Consider the following 22,949-nt stretch of genomic DNA (forward strand, 5'->3'; position numbering starts at 1 on the left):
GGCGAGCCGGCCGACCTACCCGACGGCGAGCCGACCGGCGGTCAGCTGATCGGCGGACTCGTGCACGACGGCCTCGGCCAAGGCGTCCTGCACGACGCCGAGGCGGGGCAGCCGCCACGCGCAGATCTGCGGCTTGACCCGCCAGTGGACGACGCCGTGCTGGAAGGGCGTCGGCGGCAGCGGGACGTGCTCGCCCTGGCCGTAGTGGTGGACGTCGTGGCGGGAGCCGTGGTCGGCGACCCAGTCGGCGGACACCTGCGGCCCGGTGGCGACCAGGAACATCCAGCGGCCCGAGGGCGTCGCCGCGATCGGCACCGGGACCCCGGCCGCCCGCAGCGCCACGGCGGCCCGCCGGCCGAGGTCGGCGTCGACCTCGATGGCGTCCACGCCGTGCCCGGTGGCCAGCAGGATGCTGTAGGAGTGCCCGGCCCACCAGGTGGCGACCTCGTCCGCGCCGGTGCCGACGCGCTCCTGCCAGTCGTGGTGCACCGGGGTCGGGCCGTCGTGCTCGGCGCCTTCCCGACCGGCCCACCGCGCACCCGCCGGATAGGCGCCCGGCAGCACAGGCCACCCGTGCCACGCGAGGTTGACCGCCTCGGCGCGCAGCTCGATGCGGAAGGCCCCGCGCCAGCTATCCGACCACTCCATCTTCCGTTCGCCTCCTAGGAAACCCACGACACCGTGCCGGGTTCTTCGGCACCGCGTCGGTGCCGCCACTCGAACTAACGACATGACCGGGACTCCTGGTAAGCACCAGTCGACAACTGGTAGGTACGGAACGGCGAACGCCGGTCCGCCGGACGGCCGACAGAACCCGCGCAACCCGGCCGGCCACCGCCGGACCAGCCCCCGGCGCCCGAGTGAGCCCGCTCACCGCCGCAAGGCGACCGCTCGTCGCGTCGGAGCGGCGAAAAGCTCGGTCACCCTTCACCCGGGCCGGCCCGGGCACGCGCGCCCGGCGCACCGACCACCGAATCAGGACCGCTCACCTCGACCACCACCTCCCACCCGGAAACGTCGCAGCCCACCAACCGCACTCCCATCCGCTCGGCCACCCAGGCGGCCCTCCCGCACGCGTGCCGGCTCCCGTCGACCAGCCACCCGGCCGCCGCCACGGCCGCGAGGTCAGCCGCGGCAGCGGCGCGGTGCCGAGCGATCACCACCTCCCCGAGCCACACCCCGAACACGACGAGGGAGCACAACACCCCCATCACCGCGACCGCGACGACCGACGCCACCCCGCGGTCATCACCCACCAACGACACCAACCCGTCACCCCGCTCTCACCACCACCTCGCCCAAGCCCTCCACCCGCCCAAGCCACCGCCGGCCCGAGCCGCCTACCCGCCCAAGCCACCACCCGCCCGAGCCGCCTACTCCCTCAAGCCACCACCTGCCCGAGCCGCCTGCCCGCCCGAGCCGCCGTTCCACCTCCCCGATCACCGGCGCACCGGTTGCCGTTCCTCCTCGGCGACGCCGGGCTCCAGCACGGCGTAGGCCCGGGACCGCACGTCGACCAGGGAACGCCGCGCGGTGACCTCGACCCACGCCGTGTCGCCGTCCTGCCGGACGACCAGCTCGGCCCCCGCCGGCGCGATGGCCGCGACCACCGACGACGCCCGCGCCGCCTCACCGCGGGCGACCAGTCGAGCGGCCTCGCGGGCGGCGTCCGTGCACCGGAGCTGCCCGACCACCGCCATGACCACCTCGGCCCCGAGCACGACGAACGCGAGCACCCCGCAGATGGCCAGTGCCGCCTCCACCGTCACCGCGCCGCGGTCCCCCAGCCCCGACCGCCCGCGCGCGGACCGGTTCTCCCCGGCCACCGCGGGGGTCGGCGGATCGCCGGAGGTCACGTGCCGACCGTCAGCGCCCGCTCCACCAGCCCGCGCAGCTGTTCTGCCACCCAGTCACCGCCGAGCAGCAACAGCAGCACCGTCGCGAGCCCGGCCGCCGCCAGCGTGCCGATGGCGTACTCCGCGGTGGTCATCCCCTTGTCATCCATCAAGTTCACCCTTTCCTGTAGTCCTTTGTGGATAGTCGTCACCACTCGTGCCCGTTCTCCGCTCTCCGACCGGACGTCCACCGGTCCGTGCTTCACCACTCCGCGCCACGCGCGTTCACCACCGCCCGCCCACCTGCTCGGCCAGCCCGATCACCACCGGCAGGACGCCCAGGCACAGGAACGCGGGCAGGAAGCACAGCGCCAGCGGCCCTGCGACCAGCACGGCCGCGCGCTGGGCCCGGCTCTCCGACTGGTCGGCGGTGCGGGCCCGGAGGTCCGCCGCCAGGTCGGTCACCGCTCCCGCCAGCGCCGCACCGGACCGCGCGCTGCGCCGGGCGATGCGGGCGAGGGGCGCCGTGTCCGGGTGGCGCAGGGCAGCGGTCCACGCCGTGGCCGGGTCCGCGCCCAGTGCCAGCAGGTCACCCACCCGCCGCAGGTGCTCGGCAGGCCCCGGCGGGACACCGGCCAGCACCGCGTCGACCGCCGTCGCCACCGGCAGGCCGGCGCGGAGGGCGGCGGCCAGCAGGTCCCAGCTCGCCGGCAGCGCGAACGGGTCCGGCGGAGGCGGCTTGGTCCGGGGCGGGCGCCGGGTGGGCGCGACGAGCCTCCCGAGCACCGCCCGCCGCGGCGGGTGGACCAGCAGCGCCGCCGCCAGCAACAGCAGGATCACGTCGTCACCTGCCTGGTCAGCCGCGCGCTCCACCGCAGGCCCGCGCAGATCAGCCCGGCCCCGGCCACCAGGAGGACCTGACCGGCCGCGGTGGACGTCAGCACGCCCAGCGGCCCCGAGCCGGTCAGCTCGCCCAGCAGCACGCCGAACGCCGGCAACGCCGCCAGCACCGCCGCGCTGGCCCGCGGACCGGCCATGCGGGCGTGGAACTGCCGGGCGAACCCGAGCCGCTGCCGGAGGTCCTGCCGGACCGCCTCCAGGACGTCGGCCAGCGGCACCCCGTACTCGCTCGACAGCCGCCACGCCCGCGCCAGCCGGCGGGCGTCGGGATGGGTCAGGGCCGCCTCGACGTCACCACCGCGCGCCGCTGTCGACGCGATCGTGCGGAGGATGCCCGCCGCCGGCGGCTCGGCGTCCTCGGCCGCGCCCGCCGCGGCCTGGGCCGGGTGGGCGCCGGAGCGCAGTTCGGCCACGAACGCCGACAGCCCCTCGGCGATCGCCGTGGTCGCGGCCAGGCGGGCTCGCTCCGCACCGCGATCGCGCCAGGCGCGCCACACCGCCAGGGCCACGAGCGCGCCCGCGACCGCCCCGCCGACCCCGAGGAGCAGGCCGAGCACGGCGCCCAGGGCGACAGCGGCCGGCTGGTTCGGACGGCGCGGGCGGACCCTCCGGCACCGCCTGCCCCGCAACCGGTGCAGCCGCCCCGCCGCCGACGGCGGCAACACCAGCAGGGCAGCCGCCAGCAGCAGCGGGATCACGGCTCACCCGCCGACGCCGCGTCGATGAGGCCCCGGAGCGCTTCGCCCGCCGGCTGCCACCCGCCGGCCCGCCGCCACGCCGTCCGGACCAGCAGGGTGTCGTGCCGCCGCTCGAACACCCCGATCTCGGCGAGCCGACGCCCTCGCTCCGTGCGGCGCATGTGCAGGACCACCTTGACCGCGGCGGCCAGTTGGCTGTGCAGCGCCCGCCGGTCCAGCCCGCCCAACGCCGCCAGGGCCTCCAGGCGGGCGGGCACCTCGGCGGGCGAGTTGGCGTGCAGCGTGCCCGCGCCGCCGTCGTGGCCGGTGTTGAACGCGGTGAGGAGGTCCACCACCTCCGCGCCGCGCACCTCGCCCACGACGATCCGGTCCGGCCGCATCCGCAGCGCCTGCCGGACCAGGTCGCGCACCGTGATCCGCCCCGCGCCCTCGACGTTCGCGCCGCGCGCCAGCAGGCGGACGAACTGCGGGTGGTCGGGCTCCAGCTCGCCGGCGTCCTCCACGCAGACCACGCGCTGGTCGTGCGGCACGCAGCCGAGCAGCGCCGCGAGCAGCGTCGTCTTGCCCGAGCCCGTGCCGCCCACCACCAGGAACGCCAGCCTCGCCCGCACGATGGCGCGCAGCAGCCCGGCCGTCGCGCGGTCGAACGTCCCGCGCTCCGCCAGCGCCGCCAGGTCGTGCGCGGCGGGCCGCAGGACCCGCAGGGACAGGCAGGTCGACGGGGTGATCGGCGGCAGGACGGCGTGCAGCCGCACCGAACCCGGCAGCCAGCCGTCGACGTAGGGCATCGCGTCGTCCAGCCGCCTGCCCGCCTCGACGGCCAGCCGTTGGGCGAGGCGGCGCACGGCCTGCTCGTCCGCGAACACGACACCGGTGCGCCGCAGGCCCTCGGCGCCGTCGACCCACACCTGGTCCGGCCCCGTGACCAGCACGTCGGTCGTCCCCGGATCGCGCAGCAGCGGCTCCAGCGGGCCCGCGCCGCCGAACTCCTGCCGCACCAGGGCCAGCGCCCGCTCGAGGTCCTCCTGGCAGACCACCCCGCCGGCTTCGCTGCGCACCACCGCCGCGACCGACGCCGAGGTCAGCTCGACGCCGCCGTCCGCCATCCGCCGGCGGACCCGCTCCACGAGTTCGTTCACGACCCGCCTCCACGCCGGCCGGCGGGCTGAGGCGCGGCGCGCAAGCGGTCGCGCGCCCCGCGAGCGCGGTCACCCACGGCTCGCCCCCGCCAGCCGGGCCTCCTGCGGAGGTTGGTTCTCCCGCTCCCGCAGGGCGGCCAGCACGCTGCGGGCCGCGACCGCCAGCGGGCCCTGCCGGTGAACCGGGAACCGGCCCTGGTCCAGGGCCGTGTCCAGGCGGCGCTCCGGCCGCATGGTGGCGAGCACGGGGACGCCGACCGCCCTGGCCACCTGGCGGGCCCGGATGCCGGTCGGCGCCGGGCCGCGCACCACGGCCTGGACCGCGACGCCCCGGTCGGCCACCTGGACGGCCACGCGCCGCGCCGCCGCGCAGGCCCGCAGCCGCGCCGGGACGACCAGCACCGCCAGGTCCGAGCGGTCGAGGGCCGCGGCGGCGGCCGGCGACAGCCCGCGGGGCACGTCGCAGATCACCGTCTCCCCCGCCCGCCGGCCCGCCTCCACCACCGCCGCGACGGCCTGCGCCGTCGGGTCCGGGCCGGTGCGCGCGCACGACAGGAAGCTCAGCCGGCCCCGGCCGCGGGTGCGCGAGGGCAGCGCCGCCCGCAGCTCGGCGACCGGCACCCGGCCGCCGGTCAGGGACAGGTCGGCCCACCGCCTGCCGGGCTCGTGCTCCGCGCCGAGGGCCAGGTCGAGCCCGCCGCCCAGCGGGTCGCAGTCGACCAGCAGGCCCCGGCCGCCGGCGGCCAGCACCGCCTGGCCCACGGCGGCGGCCAGCACCGACGCTCCCGCGCCGCCGCAGCCACCCAGGACCGACAGCACCCGGCCGCCGCCGGCGGGCGACTCCACCAGGTCGGACAGGACCTCGGGCAACCGGGCGGAGGGCAGCTCGACGACCTGCTCGACGCCCAACCGCACGGCCGGCGGCCACGTCTCGGGCGGCGGCGGGCCGGTGGAGACCACGAGCACGCCGGGCCGCCGGGGCAGGGCCTCCCGGGCGCACGAGGCCGCCGCGGCGGCGTCCAGGACCACGGCGGGAGCGGCCTGCCAGCGGGCGCGCAGGGCGGGCACGTCGGGCACGCGCTCCACCTCGCAGCCGGCGACGGCCGCGGCGTGCAGCACCTCATCCAGCAGGGGGCTCTCGGACACCATGGCCAGCAGTCGGTTCACAGCTCCTCCTCGCGTCGGGTGGTGCCCACGGTCCCAAGCGGTGAGGAAGGCCACAACAGCCCATGATCAACATGTGGACAACTCAGAGGCTGTGGACAACTCGAAGCCGCGAATCGGCGGTCTCGACGGCCGAAAGGGCCCGATCGGCTGCCGCGCGGAAGGGTGAGGAGAAGGGCGCGCGAAGAGGCTCGGAGCGCGGTGGGGATCGGGGAGGGGCGCCGGCGGAAGATCACCCGAACCGGCCCCGGACATGGGACGACCCCCGCCAGGGGGGAGGGACGGGGGTCGTCATCGGTTCAGTCCCGGGGGGTCGGACTGAACCCGTCCGGTCGAGCCGGACCCGTCTACTGTATCCCCACGGGGCGGGGTCATGCGTGTCTTCCGTTAGAGGGACACGGAAAATTCGGTAGACCGCATCACTGTGAGTTCGTAAAGCGGCGAATAACGGTTGCCGACCGGCTCGCCGAACGCGCCCTTAAGCTGGCGCCGTGACCGAGCACGCCACCGAAGGCAGCAGAGTCGCCGCGTTCTTCGACCTGGACAAGACGGTCATCGCCAAGTCGAGCACGCTGGCGTTCAGCCGGCCCTTCTTCCAAGAGGGTCTGATCAACCGGCGAGCGGTGCTCAAGAGCGCCTACGCGCAGTTCGTGTTCATGCTGGCCGGCGCGGACGCCGACCAGATGGACCGGATGCGCTCGCACATCACGGCCCTGTGCGAGGGGTGGGACGTCGAGCAGGTGCGCTCGATCGTGGACGAGACCCTGCACGACATCGTGGATCCCTTGGTCTACAAGGAAGCCACGCAGCTCATCACCGACCACAAGGCGGAGGGGCACGACGTGGTCGTCGTCTCCGCGTCCGGCGAGGAGCTGGTCGCGCCCATCTCCTCCATGGTCGGCGCCACGCACAGCGTCGGCACCCGGATGGTCGTCGCCGACGGCCGTTACTCCGGCGAAGTGGGCTTCTACTGCGCGGGCGAGAACAAGGCCGTCGCGGCCAAGCAGCTCGCCGACGAGCACGAGTACGACCTGGCCCACTGCTACGCCTACTCCGACTCCATCACGGACCTGCCGCTGCTGGAGGCCGTCGGGCACCCCACCGCCGTCAACCCCGACCGCGCGCTGCGCAAGGTCGCCGTCTCGCGCGGCTGGCCGGTGCTGACGTTCTCGGACCCGGTCTCGCTGCGCGCGCGGATACCGCGGCCGTCGGGCGCGGCGGTGGCGGCCACCGCGATCGGGTTGGGCGCCGCGACCGCAGCCGGTGTCGCCTGGTACGGATTGCGCCGCCGGCGCCGCAGTTGATTCACCCGCCGCGATGCCCGGCCGGCGGTACCGGGCTCGCGGGGCGGGGGAAAACACTGTCAGACAACGACTTCCGCTACTCACGGTCGCTTGACCGGTGCACCCCATCGAGCCCTTGCTGTGACGCCGAACACGAACTACAAAGGAGGTGCGGACCTCGGGTCGGCCAGGGACGGGGCGGAGGAGAAGCGCCGTTCACCCCGACAGAGCTCCGTGCGCGGGCTTCGAGCACCCACGCGCAGCACGCCGCGGGAGGCTTGTCGTCTAGGGACTGCGTATCGGGACGCCGGACGCCGAGTCCAGGTTGGTACGACACGAGTTGCACGCTTGGTAACTCGAAAGTCCGCGCCGTCGGCCGTGCCCCCCAGTCACTGGGGGGCACGGCCTGTTTTGCGGCCCTGCCAACGAGAACCCACCGCCGGAACCACTCGAAAGGGTGACCCAGCGGGGCCCGGAATCGTCGGTGCCCGTCCGCACACTTCCCTCACGGCGCGAATCCGTTGACCCACCACTGTGACGTGGGTAACTTGCCGAATGGGTCCGCGTCGTGGTGGAAGAGTGCCAAGCAGGGAGGACACCGTGCTCCGTCAGCTCGTCGCCGCGGCCGTCGTCGTGGTGGCCTCCGCGGTGCCGCCGGCCGCCGCGCAGCCGGCGCCCGCGCCCGCGCAGCCCGCGCCCGCGCAGCCCGCGCCGCCGGAACAGCTCGCGCGGCAGTCGGCCGCCGCCCTGGCCCGGGGCATGTCGCTGGAGCAGAAGGTGGGCCAGCTGTTCGTCACCTACGTCCACGGCCAGGCCGCGCACGAGGCGCACCCCGGCAACCGGCGCGACTTCGGCGTCGACACCCCGGCCGAGGTGGTCGCCCGGTACCAGCCCGGCGGGGTCGTCTACTTCGACAACCCCAGCTACGACAACATCGACACCCCGCGGCAGGTCGCCGCGCTGTCCAACGGCCTGCAGCGCGCCGCCCGCATCCCGCTGGCCGTCTCCACCGACCAGGAGATGGGCCTGGTGACCAGGATCGGCGCGCCCGCGACCCAGTTCCCCGGCAACATGGCGCTCGGCGCGGGCCGCAGCACCCGGGACGCCGAGCGGGCCGCCGCCATCACCGCCCGCGAGCTGCGCGCCATGGGCGTCAACCAGAACTTCGCGCCGGACGCGGACGTCAACTCCAACCCGGCCAACCCGGTCATCGGCGTCCGCTCCTACTCCGGCGACCCCGGGCTGGCCGCCGGGATGACCGCCGCCCAGGTGCGCGGCTACCAGCAGCGCCCCTTCTCCCGGACCGCCGTCTCGGCCACCGCGAAGCACTTCCCCGGCCACGGCGACACCGACGAGGACAGCCACACCACCCTGCCGCGCGTGGACCGGACCGCGGAGCAGTGGCGCGAGGTCGACGCGCCGCCGTTCCGGGCCGCCATCGCCGCCGGCGTCGACTCGGTCATGACCGCGCACATCCGGATGCCGCGGATCGACCCGTCCGGTGAGCCGGCGACGCTGTCCAAGCCGGTGCTGGACCTGCTGCGCCGCGAACTGGGCTACGACGGGGTGGTGATCACCGACTCGCTGGCCATGGCGGGCGTGCGGCAGCTGCACCCGGACGCCGAGATCCCGGTGCTCGCGCTCAAGGCGGGCGTCGACCAGCTGCTGATGCCGGTCGACCTCCGGCTCGCGATCGACGGCGTGGTCGCGGCGGTGCGCAGCGGCGAGCTGACCGAGCAGCGCGTCGACCGCAGCGTGCTGCGCGTGCTGCGGATGAAGGTCCTGCGCGGCATGGTGGCCGACCCGGTCGTGGACGAGGGCGCGGTCGACTCCGTCGTCGGCGCGCCGGAGAACACCGCCGCGGCCCAGGAGATCACCGACCGCACGGTGACCGCCGTGCGCAACGAGTCCCTGCCGCTGCGGGCGAAGCCGACCGCGGCGCTGGTCACCGGCTGGGGTGAGACGACCACGCGCACGCTCGCGGGCCTGCTCGGCGGCACCGCCCTGCCCACCGGCAGCGCACCCGACGAGGCCCGGATCGCCGCCGCGGTCGACGCCGCCCGGTCCGCCGACCTGGTGGTCGTGCTGACCAACGGCCTCGCGGGGCAGCCCGCGCAGCAGGCGCTGCTGACCAGGCTGCTCGGGACGGGCGGACCGGTGGTCGCGGTGGCCGTGCAGAACCCGTACGACGTGGCCCACACCGCCGCGCCGAACTGGCTGGCCACCTACTCTTCCGGCGCGGGGTCGATGGCGTCCGTCGCGGGGGTGGTCACCGGTCGGGTGCGGCCGACCGGCCGGCTGCCGGTCACGGTGCCCGGACCGACGCCGTACCCGTTCGGCCACGGCCTGAGCTGGTGACGGCGTGGGGCCGGTGAAGCGCAGGCACCTGCTCGTCGGCGCGGCGCTGGCCGTGCCCGCCCTGACGACCCCGGCCGGTGGGCGGCTCGTGGCGGAGGGCGGGGGTGCGGCGGGGGACGGCGGGCGGCTCCCGGCCGAGGGGGGAGCGAAAGGCGGGGGCGCGGGTGGACCGGGCGCGGAAGAGGAGGTCGCGGAGGACGGCGGGCGGCGGCTCGCGACGGGGGCGGAGGTCGCGGCGGCGGGGGGCTGGCGGCTGCTCGACGGCCGCGCGGTCGGCGTGGTCACCAACCCGACCGGCGTCCTGCGGGACCAGACGCACGTCGTGGACTCGATGGTGGCGGCCGGTCGCGTGCCGAGGGCCGCGTTCGGGCCCGAGCACGGGTTCCGCGGCACCGCCCAGGCGGGCGGCTCGGAGGGCGACTACCGGGACCCGCGCACGGGCGTCCCGGTGTACGACGCGTACGGGGCGGGCAGCGCGAAGCTCGCGGGCATGTTCGCCAAGGCGGGCGTCGACACGGTGGTGTTCGACATCGCCGACGTGGGCGCGCGCTTCTACACCTACATCTGGACCATGTACACGGCGATGCAGGCCGCCGCGGCGGCCGACGCCGAGTTCGTGGTGCTGGACCGGCCGAACCCGGTCGGCGGCGGCGCGAAGGGGCCGCAGCTCGACCCGGCGCACGCCACGGGCGTGGGGCGCAAGCCGATCGTGCAGCAGCACGGCCTGACGGTCGGCGAGCTGGCGGCGCTGTTCGACGGCGAGTTCCTGCCGCACGACGGGGGGCGGGTCGCGCTGCGGGTGGTCCCGGTGCGCGGCTGGCGGCGGGACGAGCTGGACACCGGGCTGCCGTGGGTGCCGCCGAGCCCGAACATGCCGACGCGGGACACCGCGCTGGTCTACCCCGGCACCTGCCTGTTCGAGGGGACGGTGCTCTCCGAGGGGCGGGGCACCACCCGGCCGTTCGAGACGGTGGGCGCGCCGGGCATCGACTGGCGGTGGGCCGAGGACCTGAACGGCCTGGGCCTGCCGGGCGTGCGGTTCCGGGAGGCGCACTTCACGCCGACGTTCGGGAAGTTCACCGGCCAGGTGTGCGGCGGGGTCGCCCTGCACGTCACCCGTCCCGGCGAGTTCGACGCGATCCGGGCGGCGGTGGCGATGATCGTCACGGCGCGGGCCCGGTACCCGCGGGTGTTCGGGTGGCGGCCGGACCTCTGGATCGACAAGCTCTCCGGCTCCGACCGGCTGCGCCGCATGGTCGACGCGGGCGCGGGGGCCGACGAGGTGGTCGCCGCCTGGGGCCGGGAGCTGGCCGACTTCGACCGCCTCCGCCGCCCCTACCTCCGGTACCGGTGAAGGAGCGACCGTGCGCACCCTGCTGACCGCCCTGGCCCTGGCCACCACCACCGCGCTGGCCACCACCGCGCCGTCGGCGGCCGGTCCGCGGGCCGGCCCGGCCGCCGACGCCGCTGCCCGCGGGGTCGTGGTCGCCACCCACGAGGTCGGTCCCGCGGCCGACGCGATCGAGGCCACCGCCGGGGTCGGTCCTACCGCCCACGGGGTCGGGGGCGCTGCTCACGGGGTCGGGGGCGCTGTCGGTGTGGATGGCGCGGGTCGGGTGGGTGACGGCCCGACGAGCGTCCACCCGGGAGGCGCCGGGCAGGCGACCGCCCCCACGACCGCGGGTGCGGCAGAGGATGGACCGGTGGCTGAGGACGTGACGACCGAAGGCATGTCGACCGAAGGCACGACGGCCGGGGGCGCAACAACCGGGGGCGCAACGGCCGGGAGCGCGGCTGCCGGGGGCACAACAACCGAGGGCACAACAACCGAGGACACAACAACCGAGGGCACAACAACCGAGGGCACGACGGCCGGGAGCGCGGCTGCCGGGAGCACGTCGACCGAGGACGCCCCGGATCCGGAGCCGGCCGGGGGCGACGCGCAGGACCGCCGGCGGCCGGGGCGGTTCGACGTCCCGGCCCGGGGGTGGGCGGACGACGTGCTGCGACCGGGCGCGCCGGAGCACGTGGGGCTGGACCGCGGGCCGATCGACGCCGCGGTGGAGCAGGTGCGCCGCCACACCGCGCCCGACGCGACCGGCCGCCCGCTGTTCGCCGGCGCGGTGACCCTGCTCGCCCACGACGGCGTGGTCACCACCCACGAGGCCGCCGGGTGGGCGCTGCGGTACGCCGACGCCGCCGGCACCGAGCTGCCGGCGGACCGGCGGACGCCGATGCGGCCCGACACGATCTTCGACCTGGCCTCGATCAGCAAGCTGTTCACCTCGATCGTCGTCATGCGCGAGCAGGAGCGCGGCACGCTCGACCTAGCCGCGCCGGTCGCCCGGTACCTGCCGGAGTTCGGCGTCAACGGCAAGTCCTCGATCACCGTCGAGCAGCTGCTGACCCACACCTCCGGCCTCGAACCCTGGCTGCCGCTCTGGTCGCGCTACCCGGACGTCCCGGCCCGGATCAAGGCCGTGCTGGACGTCGCGCCCGAGAGCCCGCCGGGCTCCGCCTACCGCTACTCCGACCTGAACCTGATCACCCTCGGCGTGCTCGTCCACCGGGTCACCGGCAAACCGCTGGACGTCCTGGTCCGGGAGGGCATCACCGAACCGCTCGGCCTCACCGACACCGGCTACAACCCGCCGAGGGCCGTGCTCGGCCGGATCGCCGCCACCGAGTTCCAGGGCGCCCGCGGCCTGGTCCACGGTGAGGTGCACGACGAGAACGCCTGGTCGCTGGGCGGCGTCGCCGGGCACGCCGGGGTGTTCTCCACCGCCCGCGACCTCGCCACGCTCGGCCAGGCCATCCTCAACGGCGGCAGCCACCGCCACCGGCGGATCCTGCGGCCGGAGACGGTCGAGCTGATGCTGACCGACTTCAACCAGGAGTTCCCCGGCAACGCGCACGGCCTGGGCTTCGAGCTCGACCAGCGCTGGTACATGGGCGCGCTGACGTCGCCGCGGACCGCGGGCCACACCGGTTTCACGGGCACCTCGCTGGTCGTCGACCCGCTGTCGCGCTCGATCGCCGTCCTGCTCACCAACCGCGTGCACCCCGACCGCGACCGGGGTTCGGTCAACCCCGCCCGCCGCGCCGTCGCCGACGGCCTGGCCCACGCGCTGCGGGTGCAGCCCCGGCGCGGCCCGGCGGCCTGGGCCGCGACCGCGGGCGGCGGCACGCTCACCACCCGCGAGCTGGGCGGGCGGTCCGGGCGGCAGCGGCTGGAGTTCAGCGCCTTCGTGGACCTCGACCCGGCCGACCGGGTCGTGGTGCAGGCCGGCGACGACGGCTCCACCTGGCGGGACCTGACGACGCTGTCGGGTTACGGGGGGCGCCGCTGGCAGCGCGTGGAGCTGGTGACGGAGGCGGCGGCCCGGTACCGCTGGCTGTTCGTGCGGGGCGACGGGCACGGCGGTCGCGGCGCGTACGTCGACGCCGTCCGGGTGACGGATGCCCGCGGGGTGCTGGTCGACGCGGAGCACGAACCGGCCGCCCTGCGCGCCGTCGGGTGGCGTTCGGTCACCGGGTGATCGGCTTTCGGCCGAACCGGTGAGGCCACCGGAGGGGATTCGTCCACGGACGGGCGACTTCCCCACACTGTGCGTTGATTTTACGTTTAACGGTTAGTAAGTTTCCCACGTGTCCACCGACAACCCCGACGCCAGCCCCCTCGTCCGGATCCGCTCGCTGCTGCCGGGCCTCGCCCGCGCCGAGCAGCGGGTCGCCCGGGTCGTGCTGGACAGCCCGGCGACGGTCGCCCACCGCAGCATCACCGAGGTCGCCGAGGCCGCCGGCACCAGCGAGACCACGGTGACCCGGTTCTGCAAGGCCATCGGCGTCGGCGGCTACCCGGAGCTGCGCATCGCGCTGGCGGCCGACACGGCCCGCACGGCCGCCCGCACCGACCGCGACCTGGGCGGCGACATCGGCCTGGCCGACGACCTGCGCCAGGTCGTCGGCAAGGTCGCGTTCGCCGACGCCCGCGCGGTCGAGGAGACGGCCGAGCAGCTGAACGTCGACACGCTCCAGCGGGTGGTCGAGGCGGTCGCGGGCGCGCGGCGGGTGGACGTCTACGGGTTCGGCGCGAGCGCCTTCGTCGCCTTCGACCTCCAGCAGAAGCTCCACCGGATCGGGCGAACCTGCTTCGCCTGGAACGACACCCACATCGCCCTCACCTCGGCCGCCGTGCTCACCGGCGCCGACGTGGCGGTGGCCATCTCGCACACCGGGTCCACCGCCGAGACGGTGGAGGCGCTGCGGGTGGCCAAGGACCACGGCGCGACCACGGTGGCGCTGACGAACTTCCCGCGCTCGCCGATCAGCGAGGTCGCCGACCACGTGCTCACCACCGCCGCGCGCGAGACCACGTTCCGCTCCGGCGCGATGGCCAGCCGGATCGCGCAGCTGACCGTGATCGACTGCCTGTTCATCGGCGTCGCGCAGAAGCACGTGGACAGCGCCAAGACCGCCCTCGAAGCCACCTACGACGCGGTGTCGGGCCACCGCCTCGGCGCCCGGCCCGACGGCCGGCGCCGGCGGGAGACCGGTAAATGACGCGGCCCCGGCACGGTGTCGCGATCCGGGTGGAGTCGCCGACGGAGGCCCGCAACCCCCGCACCGAGGACATCGACCGGCTGTCCACGCTGGACGTGCTGCGGCTGATCAACTCCGAGGACCACCAGGTGCCCGACGCCGTCGCGGCCGTGCTCCCGGACCTCGCGCGGGCGGCCGACCTGGCGGTGGGCGCCCTGCGCGCGGGCAACCGGGTGCACTACGTGGGCGCGGGCACGTCCGGCCGGCTGGCCACGCTGGACGCCGCCGAGCTGGCGCCGACGTTCAACGCGCCGCCGGACTGGTTCCTCGCCCACCACGCCGGCGGGCCGGAAGCGCTGGTCAAGGCGGTCGAGGACGTGGAGGACGAGGCGGCGGGCGGCGCCGCGCAGATCCGCCGGCACGCGGTGGCGGGCGACGTCGTGGTCGGTCTGACTGCCTCGGGCCGCACGCCGTTCGTGGTCGCCGCGCTGGCGGAGGCCCGCGCGCTGGGCGCGAGCACGGTCCTGGTGTCGAACAACCCGACGGCGCACCCGGTCGACGTGGACGTGCTGATCGCGGTCGACACCGGCCCGGAGGCCATCGCCGGCTCCACCCGGATGAAGGCGGGCACGTCCCAGAAGCTGGTGCTCACGTCGTTCTCGACGGCCGTGATGGTGCGGCTGGGCCGCACCTACTCCAACCTCATGGTCTCCATGCGCGCCACCAACGCCAAGCTGCGCGGCCGGACGGTCCGCATCCTGCGCGACGCCACGGGCCTGGCCGAGGCCGAGTGCACCACCGCCCTGGCCGCGGCGGGCGGTGACCTGAAGGTGGCGCTGGTGCACCTGCTGGCCGACGTGCCGACCGCGCGGGCCGCCGAGGCGCTGGACGCCGCGCAGGGCCACGTCCGGCAGGCGCTCACCCTGCTGTCACCGGGCGCCACGGGATAGGCGTCGACAGCACCATCGAGGACGACGTCTCGCCGTACCCGCCCAGCCGCACCAGCAACCGCTCCAGCTCGACGATCGAGCTGGTCACGACCTTGACGACCGAGCAGATGTCCCCGGTCAGCCGCACCACCTCCACGACCTCGGGGCAGTCGTCGAGCAGCTCGGGGTGCACGGTGATGCACCGCGCCCCGTAGCACTTCATCCGCACCAGGGCGACGACCGACCGCCCCACCGCCGTCGGGTCGACGGTCGCCCGGTACCCGGTGATCACCCCGGCGTTCTCCAGCCTCCGCACCCGCTGCGCCGCGGTCGGCGGCGACACGTGCACGCGTCGGGCCAGCTCGTTGTACGAGAGCCGCGCGTCCTCCTGCAACGCCTCCAGCAGCGCCCAGTCGACGCGGTCCAACTCCGTGCTCATGAACCGAAAGCTATACCGGGAAACAGTTTTTGACCATGAGAACTTCCTCGGAGAACGGCACGCGACGCCCATTCAGATCAGGAGAACGCACCTTCATGATGAAGTCATGGAATGCCCGGTCGCACCCAAGCTGGACTTCGGCGGCACGACGCCTTACGAGGAGTACGTGCACGCTTCGGTGCTGCACTCGTTGCAGCGGCAGTGGTCCCAGGACCCGCGTGAGATGTCGTTCCTGGTGATCACCCAGGTCATGGAGCTGTACTTCGGCCTGCTCTGCTTCGAGTGGCGGCAGGCGCAGCGCGAGCTGCGCGCCGACGACCTGCGCGCCGCCGTCCGCACGCTCAAGCGCAGCGACCTGCACATGCAGGCGCTCAACGCCGCGTGGCGGCCGATCGCCCGGATGACCCCGACCGAGTTCAACTCCTTCCGCGACGCCCTCGGCGAGGGTTCGGGCTTCCAGTCCGGCCGCTACCGCGAGGTGGAGTTCCTGCTCGGCGAGAAGTCCCGGTCCATGCTGGTCCCGCACCGCTCGGTGCCCGAGCAGCACGACGCCCTCGAAGCGCTGCTGCACGAGCCGAGCCTGTACGACGACGTGCTCGCCGCCCTGCGCCGCCAGGGGCTGCCGATCCCCGACGAGGTGCTCGAACGCGACCTCTGCGAGCCCTACGAGCCGCACGACGACGTCGAGCGCGCCTGGGTGGACATCTACCGCGACGGCTCCCGCGACCTGCTGGAGCTGGGCGAGGCGCTGACCGACGTCGCCGAGGAGTTCACCCGCTGGCGGCACGACCACCTGCTGGCGACCCGGCGCTCGATGGGCTCGAAGGTCGGCACCGGCGGCTCCGCCGGCGTGGCCTGGCTGGAGAAGCGCGCCCGGCGCTCGGTCTTCCCGGAGCTCTGGACCGCGCGGAGCCACGTGTGACCGCCGACCCGACCACCGACCCCCTCGCCCACGTCCGGGACCTGTTCGACCTGGACGACGACGTCGTCTACCTGGACGGCAACTCGTTGGGCGCACCGCCGAAGAACGTGGCCGCGCGCGTCCAGGAGGTCATCACCCACCAGTGGGGCAGACGGCTGATCCGCGGCTGGTCGGAGGGCTGGTGGGAGGCGCCGGAACGGGTCGGCGACCGCATCGGCCGGCTGATCGGCGCGGCGCCCGGCCAGGTGGTCGTGGGCGACTCGACCAGCGTGAACGTGTTCAAGGCGCTGATGGCGGCGGTCCGCGGCACCGACCGCGCGGAGATCGTCGTGGACGCCGGCACGTTCCCCACCGACGGCTACCTCGCCCGCTCGGTGGCGGAGCTGACCGGGCTGGAGCTGCGGCCGGCCGACCCGCGCGAGCCGGGCCTGTCCGAGCGGACGGCGGTCGTGCTGCTCAACCACGTCGACTACCTGACCGGCCGCCTGCTGGACATGGCGGAGCTGACCGCGCGGGCGCACGAGGTGGGCGCGAAGGTCGTCTGGGACCTCTGCCACAGCGCGGGCGTGCTGCCGATCGAGCTGGACGCCCTGGGCGTGGACCTCGCCGTCGGCTGCACGTACAAGTTCCTCAACGGCGGCCCCGGCTCGCCCTCGTTCCTCTACGTGCCGACCGCGGCGCAGCCGGGGTTCCACCAGCCGCTGACCGGGTGGACGGGGCACCGGGCGCCGTTCGCAATGGCACCCGACTACGTGCCCGGCCCCGGCGTCTCGCGCGCCCGCGTGGGCACCCCGGACATCCTCTCGATGCTGGCCCTGGACGCGGCGCTGGACGTCTGGGACCGGGTCGAGCTGGCCGACGTGCGCGCCAAGGGCCTGGCCCTCACCGCGCACTTCCGCGCCCTGGTCGAGGACCTGCCCGGCGTCGGGGTGCTGACCCCGGCCGACGAGTGGCGCGGCCACCAGGTCTCGCTGCGCCACCCGGACGCCGAGGGGATCATGCGGCGGCTGGTCGACCGGCAGGTCATCGGCGACTTCCGCCCGCCGGACGTGCTCCGGTTCGGCTTCGCGCCGCTGTACAACTCCTTCCGGGACGCGGAGCGCGCCGCGGCCGCCCTCCGGCAGGTGCTCTAGGCGGAGGCGGCGTCCGCGATGCCGCGCGCCTCGCGGGCGCCCGCCTCCAGCGCCCGGCAGCAGAACAGCAGCCACCGGGCCACCCCGGCCGGCTCCCCGGTGGAGAAGCCGTGCAGCGCGGCGGCGTAGTCGTCGCGCCGGCGCAGGCACCACACCTCGGGCACGCCCAGCGACTTGGGGTCCAGGCCGGTCGCGATGGACGTCAGCCGGGCGGCGGCCCGCGCGACGACGCCGTTGGCGGTCGGGAACGGCGCCAGCGACATCAGCTCGCCGTGGACCACGGCGACCACCAGCGGTCCGGGCACGGCGGTGCCGCCGGTGACCAGGCCGGCCAGCAGGTCCAGCCGCTCGGAGATCCCCGGCGCCGGGCGCGGGCGGCCCGGTTCCGCGCCCAGGTCCGCGCCGGCCAGCACGTGCAGCCGGGCCAGCGCCTGCAGCGGCGCCCGCTGCCAGGTGGGCAGCACCGCGCCCAGCGACTCGGCGACCCGCAGCGCGCCCGCCAGCACGGGGTCGGTCACCGCCCCGTCCTCGGGGATCCCGCTCGGGCCGCCGTCCAGGGCCGCCGACGCGCGCGCGGCCCGCACCGAAGCCTCCGCGGCGGTGGTGGCCCAGCCGCGCAGGTTGACCCGGTGCCGGTGGACCCCGAACACGGCGTCGCGGGCGGACTGGACGGCGTCGGCCACACCGGGCAGGTCCAGCAGCGGGGCGAGCGGATCGGTCACGCCCGAGAACACTACCCGCTGGTAAGTGGATTCCTCGATCAGCACGGAATTGGCCATTCAGGATGGCCACTGCCGAGCACTACCGTCCCCGGCATGAGCTGGTACGACCGCCCCACCCTCATCGGCGAGCACGTGCGCCTCGAACCGCTGACCCTCGACCACGCCGAGGGCCTGCTGGAGGCGGGCAAGGACCCGGACGTCTGGACGTGGCTCAGCGTCCGGCAGCCCACCACCGTCAACGAGGCCCGCACGATGGTCGAGGAGGTGCTCGCCGACCCGGACCGCCGCGCCTGGGCGCAGATCGACCCGCGCACCGGCGAGGTCGCCGGCACCACCTCCTACTACGAGATCGACCCGCGCAACCGCGGCCTCTACATCGGCTACACCTGGATCGGCACGCGCTGGCAGCGCACCGCGCTCAACCGCGACGCCAAGCTCCTGCTGCTCACCCGGGCGTTCGAGGACCTGGGGGCGCACCGCGTCGGCTGGCACACCGACGGCTGCAACACGCGGTCGCAGCGCGCCATCGAACGGCTCGGCGCGACCCGCGAGGGCGTCCTGCGGGTGCACCGGGTCCGGCCGGACGGGTCGCTGCGCGACACGGTCGTCTACTCGATGACCGCCGACGAGTGGCCGGGCGTCAAAGCGGCCCTGCGGGCGTGAGACTGGTCACGAACAGGGCCTCCGGTCGCGTCAGGGGGTGTCACCCAGCGGGATCGCCATGGTCAGCGGGGGCCGGCGCGGGTTACACAGTTACCCACGTGTTTCGAGCGTGCTCGAAATTGGTCTGAACCTTTTTGGTGCGCAGTGAACCGGATCGCACTACCGTCAGTGCGCACCCGACGGATTTTCAGGAGGTCCGCCCACCATGACCCAGCCGCAAGCCCAGGGACCCGCCCTGGACAACCTGCTGACCGAGAACCGGACCTTCCCGCCCGGTGAGGAGTTCGCCGCGCAGGCGAACGCGACGCCCGCGCTGTACGAGGAGGCGAGTGCCGACCGCGAGGCGTTCTGGGCGAAGCAGGCCGAGCGGCTGGCGTGGGAGACCGGGTGGACGCAGGTCCTGGACTGGTCGAACGCCCCGTTCGCCCGGTGGTTCGTCGGCGGCCGGCTCAACGTCGCCTACAACTGCGTCGACCGGCACGTCGAGTCCGGCCACGGCGACCAGGTCGCCATCCACTGGGAGGGCGAGCCCGGCGACAGCCGCGCCATCACCTACGCCGACCTCCAGCGCGAGGTGTCCAAGGCGGCGAACGCGCTGGTCGAACTCGGTGTCGGGGCCGAGGACCGGGTCGCCATCTACATGCCGATGGTGCCCGAGGCGATCTTCGCGATGCTGGCGTGCGCGCGGCTGGGCGCGCTGCACAGCGTCGTGTTCGGCGGCTTCTCCGCCGAGGCGCTGCGCACCCGCATCGAGGACTCGCAGGCCAAGCTGGTGATCACCACCGACGGCCAGTACCGGCGCGGCAACCCCGCGCCGCTCAAGCCCGCCGTGGACGAGGCCGTGGCCAAGGCCGCGAGCGTCGAGCACGTGCTGGTCGTCAAGCGCACCGACACCGACGTGGCCTGGACCGAGGGCCGCGACATCTGGTGGCACGACCTGGTCGACCGGCAGTCCGACCGGCACACGCCGGAGGCGTTCGACTCCGAGCACCCGCTGTTCATCCTCTACACGTCCGGCACCACGGGGAACCCGAAGGGCATCCTGCACACGTCCGGCGGTTACCTGACCCAGGCGTCGTACACGCACTACAACGTGTTCGACCTCAAGCCGGACACCGACGTGTACTGGTGCACCGCCGACATCGGCTGGGTCACCGGCCACAGCTACATCGTGTACGGCCCGCTGTCCAACCGCGTCACGCAGGTCGTCTACGAGGGCACGCCGAATACCCCGCACGAGGGCCGGCACTGGGAGATCGTGCAGAAGTACGGCGTGTCGATCTACTACACCGCGCCGACGCTGATCCGCACGTTCATGAAGTGGGGCGCGGACATCCCCGCCAAGTACGACCTGTCGTCGCTGCGCGTGCTGGGCAGCGTCGGCGAGCCGATCAACCCGGAAGCCTGGATCTGGTACCGGGAGAACGTCGGCGGCGGCCGGACGCCCATCGTGGACACCTGGTGGCAGACCGAGACCGGCGCGATCATGATCTCGCCGCTGCCCGGCGCGACGGCCACCAAGCCCGGTTCGGCGCAGCGCCCGCTGCCCGGCATCGGCGCCAAGGTGGTCGACGACCAGGGCGTCGAGGTCGAGCACGGCGGCGGTGGCTACCTGGTGCTGGACGAGCCGTGGCCGTCGATGCTGCGCGGCATCTGGGGCGACGAGGCCCGCTACCGCGACACCTACTGGTCCCGGTTCGCCGAGCAGGGCTTCTACTTCGCGGGCGACGGCGCGAAGTACGACGCCGACGGCGACATCTGGCTGCTCGGCCGGGTGGACGACGTGATGAACGTGTCCGGCCACCGGATCTCCACCACCGAGGTGGAGTCGGCGCTGGTCTCGCACCCGACCGTGGCGGAGGCGGCGGTCGTGGGCGCGAGCGACCCGACCACCGGCCAGGGCATCGTCGCGTTCGTCATCCTGCGCGGCGGGGTGGCCGACGAGGCGTCCGGCGCGGAGGCGATCAAGGCGCTGCGCGAGCACGTGGCCCGGGAGATCGGCCCGATCGCGAAGCCGCGGCAGATCATGGTCGTGCCGGAGCTGCCCAAGACCCGCTCGGGCAAGATCATGCGCCGCCTGCTGCGCGACGTGGCGGAGAACCGGCAGGTCGGCGACGTCACCACGCTGGCCGACTCGTCCGTGATGGACCTCATCTCCAACGGCCTCAAGTCGGGCTCCGCGGAGGACTGAGCACGGCGCCGCGGGTGCCGCCGCGCTGCGGGCGGCACCCGCGGGCACGACCGCCGCGACGAGGTGGGCCGGGGAGCCCGGCCGGCGCGGGACCGCCGCCGGCGGCCTCGCCGCCCACCGCGGCGCCGCCGGTCCGGCGTGGTCGGGCGCACCGGCGCGCCGGCGGGTGGGCGGAAGGCGACACGTGATCCGCCGGTCGCACGGCCCCGAGCGCGCGTGCATGGCACGATGAGCGGCGTGACCACCGCTCGGGAGAACACCAACGGCAGCGGGCTGCCACCTGTTCCGTCCATCCCGTTGACCGCGGAGAGCGCGGCGAAGATCGCGGAGGAGACGTCCATCGGCGGTCTGGTGCGCGATGCGACCGCCCACCTGTCCACGCTGGTCAGGGCCGAGGTCGAACTCGCCAAGTCGGAGATCGCCGGCGAGGTGCGCAAGGGCGTCAAGGGCAGCGTCTACTTCATCGTGGCACTGACCGTGCTGCTGTTCAGCTCCTTCTTCTTCTTCCTCTTCGGCGCCGAGCTGCTGGACGTGTGGCTGCCGCGGTGGGCCGCGTTCCTGATCGTGTTCGGCCTGATGCTGGTGGCCGCCGCCGGGTTCGCGCTGCTGGGCTACCGCAAGGTGCGCAAGCTGCGCGCGCCCCGGCGGACCATCGACTCGGCCAGGGACACCGTCGCGGTGCTGCGCCACCGCGGCGACGGGTCCTGAGCCGCACCGCGCGGTTGCCGCCGGACCCGTCCACCGCCCGGGTCGCCGGACCCTGGGCGCACCGGGACGTGTCCGCCAACGGCATCCGCCTGCACGTGGCCGAGCTGGGCGACGGCCCGCTCGTGCTGCTGCTGCACGGGTTCCCGGAGTTCTGGTGGTCCTGGCGGCACCAGCTCGTCGCGCTGGCCGAGGCCGGCTACCGGGCGGTGGCGGTCGACCTGCGCGGCTACGGCGACTCGGACAAACCCCCGCGCGGTTACGACGGCTTCACGCTGGCGGGTGATGTCGCCGGCCTGGTGAAGGCGCTCGGCGCGTCCCGCGCGCACGTCGTCGGGCACGCGTGGGGCGGGATGCTCGCGTGGACGGTCGCGGCCATGCACCCCCGGCTGGTGCGCTCGGTCACCGCCGTGTCCGCGCCGCACCCGCTGGCGCTGCGCCGGGCCGTCCGGCGGCACCCGCGCGGCCAGGGGCGCGCCGCCGGGCACCTGTTCCGCTTCCAGCTGCCGGTGTACCCGGAGCGCCGGCTGACCGCCGACGGCGGCGCGGCGGTGGGCCGGCTGCTCGCCGCGTGGTCCGGTCCCAAGTGGACCGTCGCGCCGGAGTTCGACGAGGTCGTGCGGCGCAACCGGGAGGCGATGCTCGTGCCGGGCGTCGCGCACTCGGCGCTGGAGTACTACCGCTGGGCGGTCCGCTCGCAGCTGCGCGGCGACGGCCGCCGCTTCGCCGAGGCCGTCGACCGCCGGCTGGACGTGCCGGTGCTGCAGCTGCACGGCGCGCTGGACCCGGTGATGCTGGAGTCCACCGCGGTCGACTCCGGCCGCTGGACCGGGCCGGGCGCCCGGTTCCACAGCCTGCCCGAGGTGGGCCACTTCCCGCACCAGGAGGCGCCGCACACCTCCTCCCGGCTGATCACGGGGTTCCTGGCGGCGCGCTGAGCGGCGCCGGAACCCGACCGCGCCGCGGCTCGGCCGCCCGCGGGGCGCAGCACGGCCGTGAACAGCGTGGAGATCGCCAGGAAGAGCCCGGACCGCAGGTCGGCCGGCCACCGGGCCGCCGCCCCGGCGTCCGGCCGGCCGGCGCGCACGGCCCGCTCGGCGTTGCGCCCGAGCCCCAGGGTGTCGTCGGCGGGCCCGAAGTCCCGGAACACCGGTGCGGTGATCCGCAGCTCCACGTCGAACCCGGCCTCCTCCGCCGGCCGGGCCACCCACCGGCCCGCGGTCGCGTCGGCCGGCCCCGACAGGTCCGTCCCCGGCCCGCACCCCACGTCGAGCACGGTGTGCCGCGCGCACGTCCAGCAGCCGTGACTTGCAGTCCTCGGCGGTC

General features: G+C 74.9%; 23 protein-coding genes. 13 read left to right on the forward strand and 10 right to left on the reverse strand.

What is annotated here, in order from left to right:
- Positions 1-15: 15 nt before the first annotated feature.
- From JOE68_RS13550 to ssd, 8 genes are all read right to left on the reverse strand, one after another.
- Positions 16-648 carry a bifunctional DNA primase/polymerase gene (locus tag JOE68_RS13550; RefSeq protein WP_204842709.1) on the reverse strand — a complete coding sequence of 211 codons (633 nt, stop codon included), beginning with the start codon at positions 646-648 and terminating at the stop codon, positions 16-18.
- Positions 649-920: 272 nt separating this feature from the next.
- Entirely contained in the window at positions 921-1,256 is a 336-nt protein-coding gene (locus JOE68_RS13555; RefSeq protein ID WP_307819666.1) for an Rv3654c family TadE-like protein, read from the reverse strand.
- Positions 1,257-1,439: 183 nt separating this feature from the next.
- Positions 1,440-1,856: a TadE family type IV pilus minor pilin gene (locus JOE68_RS13560; protein WP_307819667.1), complete on the reverse strand. Its 417-nt coding sequence runs from the start codon at positions 1,854-1,856 to the stop codon at positions 1,440-1,442.
- Positions 1,853-2,005, reverse strand: a complete 153-nt coding sequence (locus JOE68_RS13565) for a DUF4244 domain-containing protein (RefSeq protein ID WP_204842710.1) — start codon at positions 2,003-2,005, stop codon at positions 1,853-1,855. Before JOE68_RS13565 ends, JOE68_RS13560 begins: the two co-directional genes overlap by 4 nt.
- 115 nt (positions 2,006-2,120) lie before the next feature.
- A complete protein-coding gene (locus JOE68_RS13570) occupies positions 2,121-2,675 on the reverse strand; it encodes a type II secretion system F family protein (protein WP_204842711.1) in 555 nt (184 codons plus the stop codon).
- Complete coding sequence (locus JOE68_RS13575; RefSeq protein ID WP_307819668.1) at positions 2,672-3,433, reverse strand: type II secretion system F family protein; 762 nt, start codon at positions 3,431-3,433, stop codon at positions 2,672-2,674. The genes JOE68_RS13570 and JOE68_RS13575 overlap by 4 nt, the downstream gene beginning before the upstream one ends.
- A complete protein-coding gene (locus tag JOE68_RS13580) occupies positions 3,430-4,572 on the reverse strand; it encodes a TadA family conjugal transfer-associated ATPase (protein WP_307819669.1) in 1,143 nt (380 codons plus the stop codon). Before JOE68_RS13580 ends, JOE68_RS13575 begins: the two co-directional genes overlap by 4 nt.
- Positions 4,573-4,641: 69 nt before the next feature.
- Complete coding sequence (gene ssd, locus JOE68_RS13585) at positions 4,642-5,739, reverse strand: septum site-determining protein Ssd (RefSeq protein WP_204842712.1); 1,098 nt, start codon at positions 5,737-5,739, stop codon at positions 4,642-4,644.
- Between the two features lie 488 nt (positions 5,740-6,227).
- Here ssd and JOE68_RS13590 point away from each other — a divergent pair, with 488 nt between their 5' ends.
- The 6 genes from JOE68_RS13590 (at position 6,228) to JOE68_RS13615 (ending at position 14,869) form a co-directional block, all read left to right on the forward strand.
- Positions 6,228-7,040 carry an HAD-IB family hydrolase gene (locus tag JOE68_RS13590; RefSeq protein ID WP_204842713.1) on the forward strand — a complete coding sequence of 271 codons (813 nt, stop codon included), beginning with the start codon at positions 6,228-6,230 and terminating at the stop codon, positions 7,038-7,040.
- 534 nt (positions 7,041-7,574) lie between these two features.
- Positions 7,575-9,377: a glycoside hydrolase family 3 protein gene (locus tag JOE68_RS13595; protein ID WP_204842714.1), complete on the forward strand. Its 1,803-nt coding sequence runs from the start codon at positions 7,575-7,577 to the stop codon at positions 9,375-9,377.
- Positions 9,378-9,381: 4 nt separating this feature from the next.
- Entirely contained in the window at positions 9,382-10,731 is a 1,350-nt protein-coding gene (locus JOE68_RS13600; RefSeq protein ID WP_307819671.1) for an exo-beta-N-acetylmuramidase NamZ family protein, read from the forward strand.
- A 10-nt stretch (positions 10,732-10,741) separates the two neighbouring features.
- Entirely contained in the window at positions 10,742-12,916 is a 2,175-nt protein-coding gene (locus JOE68_RS13605; RefSeq protein ID WP_307819672.1) for a serine hydrolase domain-containing protein, read from the forward strand.
- 109 nt (positions 12,917-13,025) lie between these two features.
- Positions 13,026-13,940: a MurR/RpiR family transcriptional regulator gene (locus tag JOE68_RS13610; protein WP_204842715.1), complete on the forward strand. Its 915-nt coding sequence runs from the start codon at positions 13,026-13,028 to the stop codon at positions 13,938-13,940.
- Positions 13,937-14,869: an N-acetylmuramic acid 6-phosphate etherase gene (locus JOE68_RS13615; RefSeq protein WP_204842716.1), complete on the forward strand. Its 933-nt coding sequence runs from the start codon at positions 13,937-13,939 to the stop codon at positions 14,867-14,869. The genes JOE68_RS13610 and JOE68_RS13615 overlap by 4 nt, the downstream gene beginning before the upstream one ends.
- On the opposite strand, the gene JOE68_RS13620 is transcribed toward JOE68_RS13615, so the two are convergent.
- Complete coding sequence (locus tag JOE68_RS13620; RefSeq protein ID WP_204842717.1) at positions 14,838-15,287, reverse strand: Lrp/AsnC family transcriptional regulator; 450 nt, start codon at positions 15,285-15,287, stop codon at positions 14,838-14,840. The genes JOE68_RS13615 and JOE68_RS13620 overlap by 32 nt on opposite strands.
- Positions 15,288-15,393: 106 nt before the next feature.
- Here JOE68_RS13620 and JOE68_RS13625 point away from each other — a divergent pair, with 106 nt between their 5' ends.
- Positions 15,394-16,209, forward strand: coding sequence for a tryptophan 2,3-dioxygenase (locus JOE68_RS13625; RefSeq protein ID WP_204842718.1), 816 nt, complete (start codon positions 15,394-15,396; stop codon positions 16,207-16,209).
- Entirely contained in the window at positions 16,206-17,342 is a 1,137-nt protein-coding gene (kynU, locus tag JOE68_RS13630) for a kynureninase (RefSeq protein WP_204842719.1), read from the forward strand. Before JOE68_RS13625 ends, kynU begins: the two co-directional genes overlap by 4 nt.
- On the opposite strand, the gene JOE68_RS13635 is transcribed toward kynU, so the two are convergent.
- On the reverse strand, positions 17,339-18,064 hold the full coding sequence (locus tag JOE68_RS13635; RefSeq protein WP_307819673.1) for a Fic family protein: 726 nt from the start codon (positions 18,062-18,064) through the stop codon (positions 17,339-17,341). The genes kynU and JOE68_RS13635 overlap by 4 nt on opposite strands.
- 93 nt (positions 18,065-18,157) lie before the next feature.
- Here JOE68_RS13635 and JOE68_RS13640 point away from each other — a divergent pair, with 93 nt between their 5' ends.
- From JOE68_RS13640 to JOE68_RS13660, 5 genes are all read left to right on the forward strand, one after another.
- Complete coding sequence (locus tag JOE68_RS13640; protein ID WP_204842720.1) at positions 18,158-18,727, forward strand: GNAT family N-acetyltransferase; 570 nt, start codon at positions 18,158-18,160, stop codon at positions 18,725-18,727.
- 205 nt (positions 18,728-18,932) lie between these two features.
- The gene (acs, locus tag JOE68_RS13645; protein ID WP_204842721.1) at positions 18,933-20,918 is read left to right on the forward strand and encodes an acetate--CoA ligase; all 1,986 of its coding nucleotides are present in this window, start codon (positions 18,933-18,935) and stop codon (positions 20,916-20,918) included.
- 228 nt (positions 20,919-21,146) lie between these two features.
- Entirely contained in the window at positions 21,147-21,626 is a 480-nt protein-coding gene (locus tag JOE68_RS13650; RefSeq protein ID WP_204842722.1) for a phage holin family protein, read from the forward strand.
- A gap of 68 nt (positions 21,627-21,694) precedes the next feature.
- Entirely contained in the window at positions 21,695-22,561 is an 867-nt protein-coding gene (locus JOE68_RS13655; RefSeq protein WP_307819674.1) for an alpha/beta fold hydrolase, read from the forward strand.
- A gap of 57 nt (positions 22,562-22,618) precedes the next feature.
- Positions 22,619-22,930 (forward strand): hypothetical protein, encoded by a 312-nt coding sequence (locus tag JOE68_RS13660; protein WP_204842724.1) that lies wholly within the window; start codon positions 22,619-22,621, stop codon positions 22,928-22,930.
- Positions 22,931-22,949: the final 19 nt, after the last annotated feature.

The sequence above is a fragment of the Saccharothrix algeriensis genome (assembly GCF_016907655.1).
Lineage (GTDB): Bacteria > Actinomycetota > Actinomycetes > Mycobacteriales > Pseudonocardiaceae > Actinosynnema > Actinosynnema algeriense.

What these genes read in the sequence shown, in the direction of transcription:
- JOE68_RS13620 (WP_204842717.1), bottom strand. Translation starts at nt 15,287, where the DNA reads ATGAGCACGGAGTTGGACCGCGTCGACTGGGCGCTGCTGGAGGCGTTG.
- JOE68_RS13615 (WP_204842716.1), top strand. Translation starts at nt 13,937, where the DNA reads ATGACGCGGCCCCGGCACGGTGTCGCGATCCGGGTGGAGTCGCCGACG.
- JOE68_RS13565 (WP_204842710.1), bottom strand. Translation starts at nt 2,005, where the DNA reads ATGGATGACAAGGGGATGACCACCGCGGAGTACGCCATCGGCACGCTG.
- JOE68_RS13550 (WP_204842709.1), bottom strand. Translation starts at nt 648, where the DNA reads ATGGAGTGGTCGGATAGCTGGCGCGGGGCCTTCCGCATCGAGCTGCGC.
- JOE68_RS13625 (WP_204842718.1), top strand. Translation starts at nt 15,394, where the DNA reads ATGGAATGCCCGGTCGCACCCAAGCTGGACTTCGGCGGCACGACGCCT.
- JOE68_RS13650 (WP_204842722.1), top strand. Translation starts at nt 21,147, where the DNA reads ATGAGCGGCGTGACCACCGCTCGGGAGAACACCAACGGCAGCGGGCTG.
- acs (WP_204842721.1), top strand. Translation starts at nt 18,933, where the DNA reads ATGACCCAGCCGCAAGCCCAGGGACCCGCCCTGGACAACCTGCTGACC.
- JOE68_RS13595 (WP_204842714.1), top strand. Translation starts at nt 7,575, where the DNA reads ATGGGTCCGCGTCGTGGTGGAAGAGTGCCAAGCAGGGAGGACACCGTG.
- JOE68_RS13640 (WP_204842720.1), top strand. Translation starts at nt 18,158, where the DNA reads ATGAGCTGGTACGACCGCCCCACCCTCATCGGCGAGCACGTGCGCCTC.